Origin of the sequence: Herbidospora sp. NBRC 101105, from assembly GCF_030269205.1 — a bacterium.
Classification (GTDB): Bacteria; Actinomycetota; Actinomycetes; order Streptosporangiales; family Streptosporangiaceae; genus Herbidospora; species Herbidospora solisilvae.
In genome coordinates, this window is the sequence record NZ_BSSX01000001.1 from 1,535,336 (window position 1) to 1,549,185 (window position 13,850).

Genomic DNA, 13,850 nt, shown 5'->3' on the forward strand with positions numbered 1-13,850 from the left:
GAGCGTGACGGGGTGGTTCGCGGCATTGACCCGACCTGTACCGGACCGTAACAATATGGACGTCTCGGGCTTGGCGGCGGTGGCACGCCATAGGTCAAGCAGGGTTTTTGAACCGTAGACGCGTTCGGCGTGCGCGTCCTCCGACCGGGGACTCAGCGTGCCATAGGCCGGCTCCACCCGACCTCATCAGCCGTCCCTTCGGAGATATATATCGAAAGGGAAGCCGGTGATGGTGAAGCAGAGTCGGACAGGCGTCTGGTTCGTTGGGGTTCGGGGGTCGGTGGCGACCACCGCGATGGCGGGTGCCACCGCCGTGCGGTTAGGGCTTGCCGCCCCTGTGGGCCTGGTCTCGGAACTGCCGGACTTCGCCCAGCTTCCGTTGGCCGGATTCGGGGAGCTCGTGTTCGGCGGCCACGACATCGTGGCCACGCCCCTCGCCAAGCGCGTGGAGCAGCTGACCACCTCGGGGGTGGTCCCCCGCGACATCGCGGCGGCGGTGCTGCCCGAGGTGACGGCGGTCGAGGCGGAGATCCGCGACGGCGTGCACGTCGAGGACGCGGTGCCGCAGCTCCAGGTCGTGGCCCGGCTGGCCGCCGACATCGCGGGGTTCCGCGAGCGGCACGGGCTCGACCGGGTCGTCGTGATCAACGTCTCGTCGACGGAGCCGCCCAGCGCCTACCGTCCCGAGCACGACGACCTCACGGCGCTCACGAAGGCCATGGAGACCGACGCCTACGTGCTGCCGCCCAGTTCCGTGTACGCCTACGCCGCCTTCGAGGCCGGCTGCGCCTTCGTCGACTTCACCCCGTCGACCGGCGCCCGCCTGCCGGCCCTCGACGAGCTGGCCAGGTCGCGCGGCGTCCCGTACGCCGGCAGCGACGGCAAGACCGGGGAGACGCTCATGCGGTCGGCGCTCGCGCCGATGTTCACCACCCGGGCGCTGCGGGTCCTGTCGTGGTCGGGCACCAACCTGCTCGGCGGCGGCGACGGGGCGACCCTGGCCGACCCGGCCGCCGCGGCCAGCAAGACGGCCTCCAAGCAGCGCGGCATGGCGAAGATGCTCGGGTACTCCGCCGGGGGCGACGTCCACATCGACTACGTCCCCGACCTGGGCGACTGGAAGACCGCCTGGGACCACATCCTGTTCGAGGGCTTCCTCGGCGTCCGGATGACGATGCAGTTCACCTGGCAGGGGTGCGACTCGGCGCTGGCCGCGCCGCTCGTGCTCGACCTGGCCCGGTTCACGTCGTGGGCGCACGAGCAGGGCGAGTCGGGCGCGCTGACCGCGCTCGGCTTCTTCTTCAAGGACCCCGTCGGCACCGACGAGCACCGGCTGCTCGCCCAGTACGACACCCTGCGAGAGTGGGCGGCCCGATGACGCCCGACGACCTGCGCGCCGCCCTCGACCTCACCCCCGAGGCGGCGGCGTGGCTGGAGGACTCCCGCAGGAGGATCGCCGACGACCCCGCGAAACTGGCCGTGCTGTTCCCGGCGGCCGGGCGGAAGGTCGGCCGGGGCGCCCTGGAGAGCCTGACCGGCTGGACGGCCGACGACGCCGCCCGCGCCCTGCTGCTCGACGCGCTGCCGCGGCCCCGGGCCGCGGCGGTGTCCCGGGCGTACGCCGACGGGGACAACGCCGAGAAGCGGGCGGTGCTGCGGGCGCTGCCCATCCTCGGCCTCGGTGACGAGGGGCTGCCGCTGGTGCGCGACGCCCTGCGCACCAACGACACCCGGCTCGTGGCCGCCGCCATGGGCCCCTACGCCGCCGCCCACCTCGACGACGAGGGCTGGCGGCACGGCGTGCTCAAGTGCGTTTTCGTGGGCGTTCCCGTGGCCGCGGTCGCGGGCCTGGCCGACCGCGCCGACGCCGAGCTGGCCCGCATGCTGACCGACTTCGCCAAGGAGCGCGAAGCGGCCGGCCGCGTGGTGCCCGACGACGTGCACCTCGTGCTCCACCTCGCCGACCAGGAGTCCTGAACATGCGTATCTTCGACCCGCACATCCACATGACGTCGCGGACCACCGACGACTACGAGGCCATGTACGAGGCCGGCGTCCGCGCCCTGGTCGAGCCCGCCTTCTGGCTGGGCCAGCCGCGCACCGGGGTGCGCTCGTTCCTCGACTACTTCGACTCCCTCGTGGGCTGGGAGCCCTTCCGGGCCGCGCAGTTCGGCATCCGCCACCACTGCACGATCGCGCTGAACCCGAAGGAGGCCAACGACCCGCGCTGCGTGGACGTCCTCGACGAGCTGCCGCGCTACCTCGCCAAGGACGGCGTGGTCGCGGTCGGCGAGGTCGGCTACGACTCGATGACCAAGGAGGAGGACGAGGCCTTCACGCGTCAGCTCGACTTGGCGAAGGAGCACGAGCTGCCGATCATGGTCCACACCCCCCACCGCGACAAGGCCGCCGGCACCAGGCGGACCCTCGACGTCGTGCGCGAGTCGGGCATCGACCCGGGCATGGTCGTGGTCGACCACCTCAACGAGATGACCGTGAAGATGGTCGTCGAGTCGGGCAGCTGGGCCGCGTTCTCGATCTACCCCGACACCAAGATGGACGAGGACCGCATGGTCCGCATCCTCCAGGAGTTCGGCACCGACCGGATGCTGGTCAACTCGGCCGCCGACTGGGGCCGCAGCGACCCGCTGAAGACCCGCAAGACCGGTGACGCGATGCTGGCCGCCGGGTTCAGCGCCGACGACGTCGACAAGGTGCTGTGGCGCAACCCGGTCGAGTTCTACGGCCAGTCGGGCCGCCTCGACCTGGAGGACCTGAAGACCGACGAGACCTTCGAGGGCAACTCGGTGCTGCGCGGCGTGCGCAAGGACGCCTGACATGCGGCTCCGGCATCCCGACGGGTCGACGGTGCACGTCGCCTACTGCACCAACGTCCACCCCGCAGAAAGCCTGGAGGGGGTCCTGGGCCAGCTCGCCCGCTTCGGCGAGCCGGTCCGGGAGGCCCTCGGCGTCGACCGCCTGGGCCTCGGCCTGTGGCTGGCGCGCGACGTCGCGACCGCCCTGGTCGAGGACCCGGTCCAGGTGGTGCGGCTGCGCCGCGAGCTCGCCGCCCGCGGCCTGGAGGTGGTGACGCTCAACGCCTTCCCCTACCGGGGCTTCCACGACCCGGTGGTGAAGCGCAAGGTGTACGTCCCCGACTGGACCACCCACGACCGGCTGCGCTACACGCTCGACTGCGCCTCGGTGCTGGCCGGGCTGCTGCCCGACGACGCCGCGCGCGGCAGCGTCTCGACGCTCCCGCTCGCGTGGCGGACGGACTGGGACCCGGCCAAGGCGGCCGAGGCGCGGAACAGGCTGGGCGAGCTGGCGGAGGGGCTCTCGAAGCTGGCCGCCTCCAGCGGCCGGACCATCCGGGTCGCGCTCGAACCCGAGCCCGGCTGCGTCGTGGAGACGATCGGGCAGGCGTGCGAGGAGTTCGCCGCGCTCGACCACGACTGGCTCGGCGTCTGCCTCGATGTCTGCCACCTGGCGGTGCAGTTCGAGGACCCGGCCGGGGCGCTGGCCTCGCTGGAGACGGCGGGGCTGCCGGTCGTGAAGACGCAGGCCTCCTGCGCCCTGCACGTCGAGGACCCCGCCTCCGCCAGGGAGGAGCTGGCCGCCTTCCACGAGGAGCGGTTCCTGCACCAGACGCGGGAGCGCGGCGGCGGGTCCTGCGACGACCTCGACGAGGCGCTCGCCGGCCTGCCCGGGGAGGACGCCTGGCGGGTGCACTTCCACCTGCCCCTGCACGCCGACCCCGAGCCGCCGCTGGCGAGCACGAGCGGCGTGCTGAACGCCACCCTCGAAGCGCTCTTCGGCGGGGAGCGGGCGGTGACCGACCACGTGGAGGTCGAGACCTACACCTGGCAGGTCCTGCCCGAGGACCGCCGCCCACAGGGAGACGCGGGCCTGGTGGCGGGTCTGGCCGCCGAGCTCGCCTGGACGCGCGACCGCCTGGTCGCGCTCGGACTGGAGGACCTGTCCCGATGACGAGATGGCTGGCCCGGTTGCTGATCGCGGTGCTCTGCCTGGGCACGACGACGGTCCTCCTGGAGGGCCCGGCGTTCGCCCACGGCCAGCTCGTCGAGTCGTCCCCGGAGAAGGGCGGCACCCTCGCCGAGCCGCGCCAGACCGTGACGCTCTGGTTCACCGAGGCGCCGCCGGGCAACGCCCACTTCACCGTGACCGGCCCCGACGGCAAGCGCGTCGAGCGGCAGTGGCTCACCGGCGCGACCAAGCGCCTCGACGAGCCGGTCACGGAGCTGTTCCTGATCGACGGCAAGTGGGAGCCCCGCCTCTACCACGAGGGCTACTCGGTCGAGGTCCCCGTGGCCTACTGGCCGAAGGTCGGCGAGTACACGGTCGAGTACCTGTCGATCGCCAGCGACGGCGAAGAGGTCAAGGGCAAGGTGGAGTTCACCTACGCGGGCAAGACCGGCAAGGCGCCCGCCGACTGGACCGAGCCCACGCACGGCCCCGACCCGGGCCTGCTCGCCACGATCGAGGCGGCCCACTCGCAGGACAGTCAGCCGGTGACCCTGCCGACCACCGACACCCAGACCGTGACGACGGCCGCGCCGAGCGTGGCGCCCTCGCCGGTGGCCGCGCCCGAGACGGGTGACGACAGCCCGCTGGTCTGGCTGATCCCGGTCGTGCTGGGCGTGGGGGTCGTCGTGCTGCTGGCGCGGGCGATGCGACGTCCACCGGCCAAGAAGACCACCGGCAGGTCGGGGAACCCCGCGAAGAACAACCGGCCCAAGGCCGGCGCGAAGAAACGTTGACTGGAGAACCGATGAGACACCTCGCCGCTCTGCTCGTGGCGGTCATGGCCCTGTCGGGCTGCGCCACCGGGGGACCGGCCGCCGCGGTCGGCCCGATCAAGGAGATCACGATCACGATCTCCGGCAAGAAGGTCACCCCGCCCCCGGGCCGGATCGAGGTCCGCCTCAACCAGGGTGTCAAGATCACCGTGACCAGCGACGTCGCCGACGAGGCCCACGTCCACGGGTACGACAAGGCGGCGACGCTGCTGCCGAACCACCCCTCGGTCATCTCGTTCCTGGCCGACACGACCGGGTTGTTCGAGGTGGAGACGCACGACCAGGACCTCCAGCTCTTCCAGCTCGTGGTGAGCTGATGCTGCTGGCCCACGGCGTCGGCGGCCGTCAGGACCTGCCCATCCCGTTCTCCGCCGCCCTGATCGGCGCGATCGTCTGCCTCGTGGTGTCGTTCGCCGCGCTGGGGTTCCTGTGGCGGGAGCCCCGGCTCGGCGTCGGCCTCGACGACGCCCGGCCGCTGCCGAGGTTCCTCCAGTGGCGGGTACCGGAGCGGGTGTGGCGGGGCGTCGGCCTGGTCGCGACGGCGTACTTCCTGATCGGCTTCTTCGGCCCTGACGACGCCGACAACCCCACGGCCGGGGTGGTCTACGTCCTGTTCTGGGTCGGCCTGGTGCCGCTGTCGCTGGTCTTCGGCGGGGTGTGGCGGTTGTTCAACCCGCTGCGCACCGTCGTCCTGCTGGTCCGGGGGGAGCGTTCGGTCCGCCCGCTGCCCGAGCGGCTCGGCTACTGGCCGGCCGCCGCCGGGCTGCTCGCCTTCGTCTGGCTGGAGCTGGTCGCCCCCGGGCGCGTGACCCTGCCGGTCATCGGCGGGTGGCTGGCCCTGTACGCCGTCGCGATGCTCACCGGCGGATTCGTCTACGGTGTGCGGTGGTTCGACAAGGGCGACGCGTTCGAGGTCTACAGCGACCTGGCCGGGCGGCTGTCCCCGATCGCCCGCCGCGACGACGGCGTGCTGGTCTGGCGCAACCCGCTCGACGGCATGACCACGCTGCGCCCCGCGCCGGGCCTGGTCGTGCTGGTCATCGTCCTGCTGGGCTCGACCATGTACGACAGCGTCTCCAACGCGCCGGTCTGGGTCAGGTTCGTCCAGGAGAACAGCCTGCCGTCACCGGTGCTGGGCACCGTGGGCCTGCTGTCGGTCATCCTGCTCGTCCTGGGGGCCTACCTGCTGGCGACCCGGCTGGCCGGCCGGCGCGGCATGGGGGAGCAGGACCGCACGGCGGGCGAGATCGCCCACTCGATCGTGCCGATCGCGATCGGCTACGTCGTGGCCCACTACTTCACCCTGCTCGTGTACGAGGGCCAGCGCACCGTCGCCCTGCTCTCCGACCCCCTGGTGACCGGCGCCAACTGGCTCGGCACGGCGAACTGGACGCTCCAGTCGGCGTTCCTGACCCCCGCCGCCGTGGCCATGCTCCAGGTGACCCTGATCGTCATCGGCCACGTCCTCGGCACGGCCCTGGCCCACGACCGGGCCCTGGTGCTGTTCCCCCGGCGCACGGCCGTGGCGGGCCAGGTGCCGCTGCTGGTGCTGATGGTCGTCTACACGGTGACGGGCCTGATGCTCCTGTTCGCCGCCTAGATCGTCCGGGCCACCCGGAAGCCGAGATCGTCGATCGCGAACGCCGGGTGGCTCTTGCGGCGGCACGACGCCCGCAGCGCCGACGGCCGGTCATGGGCGCCGCCGCCCCGGAACACCCGGTACTCGCCGTAGACCTCGGGGTCGTAGAGGTCGGACGTCCACTCCCAGACGTTGCCGATCATGTCGTACAGGCCCCAGGAGTTGGGCTCCTTGAGGCCCACCTCCCGGACCTCGCCCCCGTGCCAGGCGATCACGTCGAGCTCGCCGTAGCGGTCGCCGCGGGAACCGGCCCGGCAGGCGTGCTCCCACTCGGCCTCGGTCGGCAGGCGGCCTCCGGCCCGCGCGCAGTACTCCGCGGCGTCGTACCAGGACACGTCCGTGACCGGACGCCGGTCGCCGGCGACGCCGTGGAACTCCTCCCGGGTCACCGGGTGGGCGGCGAGCAGGAACGGCGCGACCTCGACCGTCCACCCGGTGTTCCGCGCCTCGTCGCGCAGCAGGATCACCCCGCCCGGGATCTCGATCACTTGGAGAACTTCGTCTTCGGGCGCCGCTCCAGCTCGCCGTCGACGTAGACGTCGACCTTCTCGTTGTAGAACGCGACCAGCCCGGCGATCTTCTGGCTCTCCGGCAGCGGCGTGCGGTAGGACCAGGCGAGATCCCGGTTCCCGTTGACCGACCAGTATTCGGCCGACCCCTTGTAGGGGCAGTGCGTGACGGTGTCGGTCGCCTCCAGCAGGTCGAACCGCACGTCGGTCTTGGGCAGGTAGTAGCGCGCCGGGAGCCCGGTCTCGAACAGGATCCGCGCGTGCCGCGAGTCGGCGACCGTCTGCCCGTCGACCTCGACCCGGATGTGCCGGGACGACGGCAGGATGTCGACCCGCGTGTACGGGTCACGCGGATGGACGAAGACCTCCTCGTCCTCCTCGAACCAGGAGTCCATGGCGTCCCACTCGAACCGGACGTGGTCGCGGATCTCCTCGATCGGCGAGTCGGCGTAGACGATCGCCGGGGCCTCCTTGCCGCCGGACGTGACGGTGTAGAGGGTGGCGTCGCCGCGGGAGGGCGAATGGGGCCCCGGACCGGCCTCCTTGAGCACTCCGGGCACGACGTCCTTGATCGGGATGTAGTAGGTCGGGTAGTAGGGCGCCTCCCAGACCATGAGCGCCGACGTGGTGTCGGCCACGAGCTGCCCACCGAGGTAAACGCGCAAACGCTTGGCCGTCGGCTCCAGCCGGACCCGGCCTCTGGTTGTCGTCATATCGGCGGAAACCGTGCCTGACGGGGAGGTATTCCAGCCCCGGAGGCGCCGCCCGTGAGGAAAGTTTCAGTGCCCCGGCGGGCCGGGGCGGCCCCGCCGCAGGAAGGCGTGCCGCGATGTTTCATACTCTTGACGGTCGCCGATTGTTTCCTGTTTGCTTCGCATGATTCACCCCGTAGATCACGGGTGGAGATGTTAGCGCTCACATCAACCTGACCTGCACGATGAGAGGTTGGCCATGTCCGCTGGGAAACGATTACTCACCCTGGTGCTCGGAGCGGTGACCGTGCTCGCCATGTTGGTGGCCGTCCGGGCGACCGCCGCCCAGGCGGAGTCCAACGGCGGGGTGCGCGTCATGCCCCTGGGCGACTCCATCACCGAGGGCACCCAGGTGCCCGGCGGTTACCGCATCGGGTTGTGGCAGCGGCTGGCCGCCGCCCGGTACACGGTCGACTTCGTCGGCACCCAGTTCAACGGGCCGGGCTCGCTCGGCGACCACGATCACCAGGGACATCCCGGCTGGCGCATCGACCAGATCGACGCCAACGTCACCGGCTGGTTGCGGACGCACAACCCGCGCACCGTGCTGCTGCACATCGGCACCAACGACATCCTGCAGAACTACAACGTGTCCACCGCGCCCCAGCGGCTGTCCGCGCTGATCGACCGCATCACCGCGACGGTCCCGAACGCCGACGTCCTCGTCGCGACCATCATCCCGCTGTCGTCGGCCGGTCAGGCAGCGGCGGCCCGCACCTTCAACGCGGCCATCCCGGACATCGTCTGGAACAAGGTCTCCGCCGGCAAGCGGGTGCACCTGGTCGACATGTACAGCAAGCTCACCACCGCCGACCTGATCGACGGCATCCACCCGACGGCGGGCGGCTACGACAAGATGGCCGCCGCCTGGTACGCGGCCCTGCAGTCCATCCCCGGAAGCATCGGCCAGCCGAACACCACCCCCAGCCCGACCCCGTCGCCGTCCCCGTCGGCGACGAGTTCCATCCGCGGTGTCGGTTCGAACCGGTGCGTGGACGTGGCGGGGGTCTCCCAGGCCAACGGCGCACGGGCGCAGATCTGGGACTGCAACGGGCAGGCCAACCAGCGGTGGACCGCCACGTCCGCCTCCGAGCTGCGGGTCTACGGCAACAAGTGCCTGGACGTGAACGGCGGCTCCACCGCCGACGGCGCAGCGGTGATCATCTGGGACTGCAACGGCCAGAACAACCAGAAGTGGCGTTTCAACGCCGACGGCACCATCACCGCCGTCGGCGCGGGCAAATGCCTGGACGTCCCGAACTACTCGACGGCCAACGGGGTGGCGTTGCAGATCTGGTCCTGCAACGGCGCCGCCAACCAGCGCTGGACCCGTACCTGACAGGGCACACCCGGACGGACGGTGCGCGCCGCGGCTCAGCGGCGGCAGCGGACCTCCGTCCGGGTGGTCGTGACCGTCCCGTCGACCAGGCGGTGGACGTGGCAGGCCCCGGCCGGGACCTCGCGGGTGGCCGCCACGACCGCCAGGCCCTCCTTCGTGAGGCGGTCGAGGGCCGCCAGGTCGGCGGGCGCGTCCAGGAGCAGGATCCGGGGGTTGGCCATCAGGGCGCGGCCGACGGCGGCGGCCTGGTGCTCGGTGAGGGAAAGGGCCGCGGCGTGGGCACGGCGCTTTTCCCGCAGGTTCGGATAGAGGTCGTAGACCTTGCTGAGGGTCCACGGCCCGGGGGCCGCCCAGCGTGCGCCGACCAGGAGATTCTCCTCCACGGTGAGCGACGTGAACAAACGATGATTCTGCGGCATGAGGCAGAGCCCACGGGCTTTCCGCCATTCCGGACGTTCCCGGGTGATGTCGGTGTCGTTGAAACGGATCGTCCCGTTCGCGGCGGGGTGCAGGCCGACGAGCGTGCGCAGCAGCGTCGTCTTGCCCGAGCCGGGGCCGCCTACGATGGCGTGGTGTTCTCCCTGCTCAACCCGCATCGTGACGGCGCGGATCGCGCGCGCGGCGCCATAACCGGCGGACAGTGCGGTGACTTCCAGTACGGCCTTCATTTGCCGTCAATTGTGGAAATCCCGGCGGGCATTCGTCTTGCACCTGGCGGCACATGACTTGACGCACAGCGCACCGGGTCCCAATCTGCACACATGCTCTATATCGCCCATACCGCGGGCGTCCCGGCCGAGGAGCGTCAGGATTTCTGGCAAGATGTCGTTTCTTCGGCATTTGTGCCGCTTGAAGCGGTTTTTCCGACAAAGCGGTTCGAGGGAAAACTCCGGTCCACCTCCCTGGGACCGCTCGACGTCATCGACGTCGACACCACGGCCCACCAGGCCCGCCGGACGCCCCGGCTGGTCTCGGCCGCCCCGTCCGACAGCCTGAAGCTCGGCCTGTTCGTGAAGGGCCGCGGACGGCTGGAGCAGGACGGCCGCCAGGCCGTCGTCGGGACCGGCGAGATGGCCGTGTACGACACCGACCGCCCCTACTGGCTCGACTTCGACGAACCGACCCGCATGGTCGTGCTGCTGTTCCCGCGCGCCATGCTCGGGCTGCCGCACGACCGGGTCGACGAGGTGACCGGCCGGTCGATCCCCAGCGCCGGGGGCCTCGGCGCCCTGGTCGCGCCCTTCCTGCTCCGCCTCGCGGCGCAACTCGACGACGTCGAGGTCCGCGACGGGGCCCGCCTGGCCGGCAACGTGGTCGACCTGGTCGCGACCATGCTCGCCGACCGGCTCGACCTGCCCCCGGCCGACCCCGACGCCGCGCGGCGGGCGATGCTGCTGCGCATCACGTCGTACATAGAAGGGCACCTGGGAGACCCCGGCCTCGACCCGGCCCGGATCGCGGCCGCGCACCACATCTCCACCCGCTACCTGCACAAGCTGTTCAGCGCCGAGAGCACGACGGTGGCCGCCTGGATCCGCACCCGCCGCCTGGAACGCTGCGTCCGCGACCTGCGCGACCCGCTCCAGGCGGCCCGTCCGGTCAGCGCGATCGGCGCGCAGTGGGGCTTTCCGGACGCCTCCCACTTCAGCCGCCTGTTCAAGGCCGCCTACGGGCTCTCACCCCGCGACTACCGCAGCGCGGTGGGCGATCACTGAGTCGCGGATCTCACCCGCCCGGATCGCCGTGGTCGACAACAGGGTCGAGGTGAGGCCGTGGGAGTGTTCGGTGCCGCCCTGGAGGTAGACGCCGGCGGTCACCGTGGGGGCGAACTGGACGCGGTGGTCGCGGCTCACCCTGAGCGCGTCCTCGTCGTCGCGCAGGCAGAGCTTGCCCGCCTCGCCCAGCAGCGCCGCCACGTCGTGGGGGCGGTAACCGGTCGCGTGGACGAGCACGTCGGCCTCGATCGTGACGTGCTCGCCGGTCGGAAGGTACTCGACGGTCACCCGCAGGCCGTCGGGGCCCTCCTCGACGTCACGGATGCGGGAGACGTTGAGCATGCGCAGCCGCTGGTGGCCGTGCACCTTCTCGCGGTACATGGTGGCGTACAGGGCCTGGATGAGGTCCATGTCGACCACGGAGTAGTTGGTGCCGCGGTGGTAGTCGACGAGCGACTGCTTCACCTCGGCGGGGGCGGTGAAGTAGACGTCGACCGCGTCGGGGTCGAAGATGCGGTTGGCGAACGGGCTGTCGTCGGCGGGGGTGTAGCCGTACTTGGCGAAGACGGCGCAGACCTCGGCGTCGGTGAAGGTGCGGTGCAGGTAGTCGACCGCCTCGGCGGCGCTCTGCCCGGCCCCGAGCACTAACGCGCGCCTGACCGGGTCGCCTCCGGCCACCTTTTCGGCCACCTTCGGGACCAGCCCGCTGGTGTGCCAGACCCGGTCGGACAACACCGTGCCGGGCGGCAGGTGCGGCTCCAGGCCCACGGCGACCGACAGGTTCCTGGCCCGGCGGACCCGGCCGTCGGCGGTGACGACGTCGAAGTAGCGGATCTCGCCGTCCTCCTTGACCGCCTTCACCTCGGTCACCTCGGACGAGTAGGTCACCGTGTGGGCCATGCGCGCCGCCGCCCACTCGAAGTAGTCGTGGAACTCGGCGCGGAGCGGGAACAGGGTCTTCTGGTTGAGGAAGTCGACCAGGCGGCCCTTGTCCCGCAGGTAGCACAGGAAGCTGAACTCGCTGGCCGGGTTCCGCATCGTGACCAGGTCCTTCGGAAAGGAGACCTGCATCGTCGCGTCGTCGATGAGCATGCCCCGGTGCCAGCCGAAACGCGGCTGTTTCTCCAGGAAGGCGGCGGTCATCCGCTCCGATGGCGCGGCCTGCGCGTTGTGCTCCTCGATGGCTATGGCCAGTGCCAGGTTCGACGGCCCGAATCCGATCCCCAGAACGTCGTAGACCATCGTGGTCACGCGATCGCCTCCCTTGTCGCTCGTATGGTAAATAAGGTTAGCCTTACCTTGCAATATCGGCCGACGGAGAGGGAACCCCAGCCATGCGGGTCGTCATGTTCGGACACCAGACCTGGGGGCACCGCACCCTGCGGGCGCTGCTGGAGTCGTCGCACGAGGTCGTGCTGGCGGTGACCCATCCGAAGAGCGACCACGCGTACGAGAAGATCTGGGACGACAGCGTCGCCGACCTGGCCGCCGAGCACGACGTGCCCGTCCTGCTGCGCAACCGCCCGACCGACCCCGAGTTACTGCAGGCCGTGAAGGACGCCCGGCCCGACGTCATCGTGGCCAACAACTGGCGCACCTGGCTGCCGCCCGAGATCTACGACCTGCCCCCGCACGGCACCCTGAACGTGCACGACTCGCTGCTGCCGAAGTACGCCGGGTTCTCGCCCATCATCTGGGCCCTCATCAACGGCGAACCGGAGGTCGGCGTGACGGCCCACCGCATGACCGAGGAACTGGACGCGGGCGACGTCCTGCTCCAGCGCTCGGTCCCCGTGACCCCCACCTCGACGGCCACGGACCTGTTCTTCGCGACCGTCGACCTCATCGCCCCGATCGTGCACGAGGGCCTCGACCTCATCGAGTCGGGCCAGGCGGTCTGGACGCCCCAGGACCGGACCAAGGCGTCCTTCTTCCACAAGCGGGCGATCGCGGACAGCCGCATCGACTGGACGTGGCCGGCCGAGGACCTGGAGCGGCTGGTACGGGCGCAGTCGGACCCGTATCCGAACGCCTTCACCTTCCACAAGGGCGAGCGCGTGCGCGTGCTGGAGGCGTCGGTCTCCGAGGGCAACTACGGCGGCACGCCGGGACGGGTGTTCATCCGCGAGGGCGACGGCATCGTCATCGTGGCGGGGGCGGACGCGCGCAGCGGCCGGCTCCCCGGTCTCGTCATCAGGAAGGTGCGGCTCGACGACGGGACCGAACTGGCGGCGACCGACTACTTCCGCACGATGGGCGGCTACCTCGGCTGACGCTGCGACGTGTGGTGGCGGCCCATCGGGATGACGAGCGGGGTCCCGCTCACCGGGTCGGTCGTCACCTGGCAGCGCAGGTCGAAGACCTCGGCCACGTTCTCCGCCGTGATGACGTCGGCCGGGTCTCCCTCCGCCACGATGCGCCCGCCCTTCATGGCGATCACGTGGTCGGCGTAGCGGCAGGCCTGGTTCAGGTCGTGCAGGACCATCACGATCGTGCGGCCCTCGTTGCGGTTCAGGTCGTGGATCAGGTCCAGCACGTCGATCTGGTGCGCGAGGTCGAGGTACGTCGTCGGCTCGTCGAGCAGCAGCACCGGCGTGCCCTGCGCCACCGCCATCGCGATCCAGGCGCGCTGGCGCTGGCCGCCCGACAACTCGTCGACGGCGCGGCCGGCCAGGTCGGTGATGCCGGTCGCCGCCAGGGCTCCGTGCACGGCCGACTCGTCGGCCTGCGACCACTGCCGCCACCACGTCTGGTGCGGCGACCGGCCGCGGGTCACCAGGTCGAGCACGGTCAGGCCCTCGGGCGCGGTCGGGCCCTGCGGCAGGATGCCGAGCCGCCGGGCCAGTTCCCGCGTCGGGATGGAGTGCAGGGCGCGTCCGTCGAGCTCCACCGCGCCCCTGCGGGGGGCGAGCAGGCGGGCCAGGGCGCGCAGGAGGGTCGACTTGCCGCAGGCGTTGGCGCCGACGATGGCGGTGATGCGGCCCGGGGGGACCTTCACGTCGAGGTCGTCGACGACGATCCGCTGGTCGTAGGCGAGCTGGAGGCCGCCGGCCTGGAGTTCGGGGGTCATCATGGG

At 71.0% G+C, this 13,850-nt stretch carries 15 protein-coding genes; 10 read left to right on the top strand and 5 right to left on the bottom strand.

The features are described 5' to 3' along the window. Nucleotides 1–295 precede the first annotated feature (295 nt). From QSK34_RS06775 to QSK34_RS06805, 7 genes are read left to right on the top strand one after another with little or no spacing between them, the layout of a single operon-like run. Complete coding sequence (locus QSK34_RS06775) at nt 296–1,378, top strand: inositol-3-phosphate synthase (RefSeq protein WP_353051374.1); 1,083 nt, start codon at nt 296–298, stop codon at nt 1,376–1,378. Next, nucleotides 1,363–1,977, top strand: a complete 615-nt coding sequence (locus QSK34_RS06780) for an EboA domain-containing protein (protein ID WP_285581099.1) — start codon at nt 1,363–1,365, stop codon at nt 1,975–1,977. Before QSK34_RS06775 ends, QSK34_RS06780 begins: the two co-directional genes overlap by 16 nt. A gap of 2 nt (nt 1,978–1,979) precedes the next feature. Next, complete coding sequence (locus tag QSK34_RS06785) at nt 1,980–2,837, top strand: TatD family hydrolase (RefSeq protein ID WP_285581101.1); 858 nt, start codon at nt 1,980–1,982, stop codon at nt 2,835–2,837. Between the two features lies 1 nt (nt 2,838). Further along, on the top strand, nt 2,839–3,990 hold the full coding sequence (eboE, locus tag QSK34_RS06790) for a metabolite traffic protein EboE (RefSeq protein ID WP_285581103.1): 1,152 nt from the start codon (nt 2,839–2,841) through the stop codon (nt 3,988–3,990). Beyond that, the gene (locus QSK34_RS06795) at nt 3,987–4,781 is read left to right on the top strand and encodes a copper resistance CopC family protein (protein ID WP_285581106.1); all 795 of its coding nucleotides are present in this window, start codon (nt 3,987–3,989) and stop codon (nt 4,779–4,781) included. Before eboE ends, QSK34_RS06795 begins: the two co-directional genes overlap by 4 nt. A gap of 11 nt (nt 4,782–4,792) precedes the next feature. After that, on the top strand, nt 4,793–5,137 hold the full coding sequence (locus tag QSK34_RS06800; RefSeq protein ID WP_161478040.1) for a hypothetical protein: 345 nt from the start codon (nt 4,793–4,795) through the stop codon (nt 5,135–5,137). Continuing rightward, entirely contained in the window at nt 5,137–6,420 is a 1,284-nt protein-coding gene (locus QSK34_RS06805; RefSeq protein ID WP_285581109.1) for a hypothetical protein, read from the top strand. Before QSK34_RS06800 ends, QSK34_RS06805 begins: the two co-directional genes overlap by 1 nt. Here QSK34_RS06805 and QSK34_RS06810 read toward each other — a convergent pair. Continuing rightward, nucleotides 6,417–6,947, bottom strand: coding sequence for a formylglycine-generating enzyme family protein (locus tag QSK34_RS06810; protein WP_502875366.1), 531 nt, complete (start codon nt 6,945–6,947; stop codon nt 6,417–6,419). The two genes, QSK34_RS06805 and QSK34_RS06810, sit on opposite strands and share 4 nt — an antisense overlap. Next, nucleotides 6,944–7,681, bottom strand: a complete 738-nt coding sequence (locus QSK34_RS06815; protein WP_285581111.1) for a DUF427 domain-containing protein — start codon at nt 7,679–7,681, stop codon at nt 6,944–6,946. The genes QSK34_RS06810 and QSK34_RS06815 overlap by 4 nt, the downstream gene beginning before the upstream one ends. Before the next feature lie 238 nt (nt 7,682–7,919). On the opposite strand from QSK34_RS06815, the gene QSK34_RS06820 reads away from it, so the two are divergent. Continuing rightward, nucleotides 7,920–9,059: a lectin gene (locus tag QSK34_RS06820; RefSeq protein WP_285581113.1), complete on the top strand. Its 1,140-nt coding sequence runs from the start codon at nt 7,920–7,922 to the stop codon at nt 9,057–9,059. Nucleotides 9,060–9,094: 35 nt separating this feature from the next. Here the strand turns inward: QSK34_RS06820 and QSK34_RS06825 are convergent, their stop codons facing one another. Continuing rightward, nucleotides 9,095–9,727, bottom strand: coding sequence for an ATP-binding cassette domain-containing protein (locus QSK34_RS06825; RefSeq protein ID WP_161478036.1), 633 nt, complete (start codon nt 9,725–9,727; stop codon nt 9,095–9,097). A 93-nt stretch (nt 9,728–9,820) separates the two neighbouring features. On the opposite strand from QSK34_RS06825, the gene QSK34_RS06830 reads away from it, so the two are divergent. Then, the gene (locus QSK34_RS06830; RefSeq protein ID WP_285581116.1) at nt 9,821–10,774 is read left to right on the top strand and encodes an AraC-like ligand-binding domain-containing protein; all 954 of its coding nucleotides are present in this window, start codon (nt 9,821–9,823) and stop codon (nt 10,772–10,774) included. On the opposite strand, the gene QSK34_RS06835 is transcribed toward QSK34_RS06830, so the two are convergent. After that, complete coding sequence (locus QSK34_RS06835; RefSeq protein WP_285582064.1) at nt 10,736–12,016, bottom strand: lysine N(6)-hydroxylase/L-ornithine N(5)-oxygenase family protein; 1,281 nt, start codon at nt 12,014–12,016, stop codon at nt 10,736–10,738. The two genes, QSK34_RS06830 and QSK34_RS06835, sit on opposite strands and share 39 nt — an antisense overlap. A 92-nt stretch (nt 12,017–12,108) precedes the next feature. Between QSK34_RS06835 and QSK34_RS06840 the strand changes: the two genes are divergently transcribed. Further along, nucleotides 12,109–13,047: a methionyl-tRNA formyltransferase gene (locus tag QSK34_RS06840; protein WP_285581119.1), complete on the top strand. Its 939-nt coding sequence runs from the start codon at nt 12,109–12,111 to the stop codon at nt 13,045–13,047. On the opposite strand, the gene QSK34_RS06845 is transcribed toward QSK34_RS06840, so the two are convergent. Then, nucleotides 13,035–13,847, bottom strand: coding sequence for an ABC transporter ATP-binding protein (locus QSK34_RS06845; RefSeq protein WP_285581121.1), 813 nt, complete (start codon nt 13,845–13,847; stop codon nt 13,035–13,037). The genes QSK34_RS06840 and QSK34_RS06845 overlap by 13 nt on opposite strands. Nucleotides 13,848–13,850 lie beyond the last annotated feature (3 nt).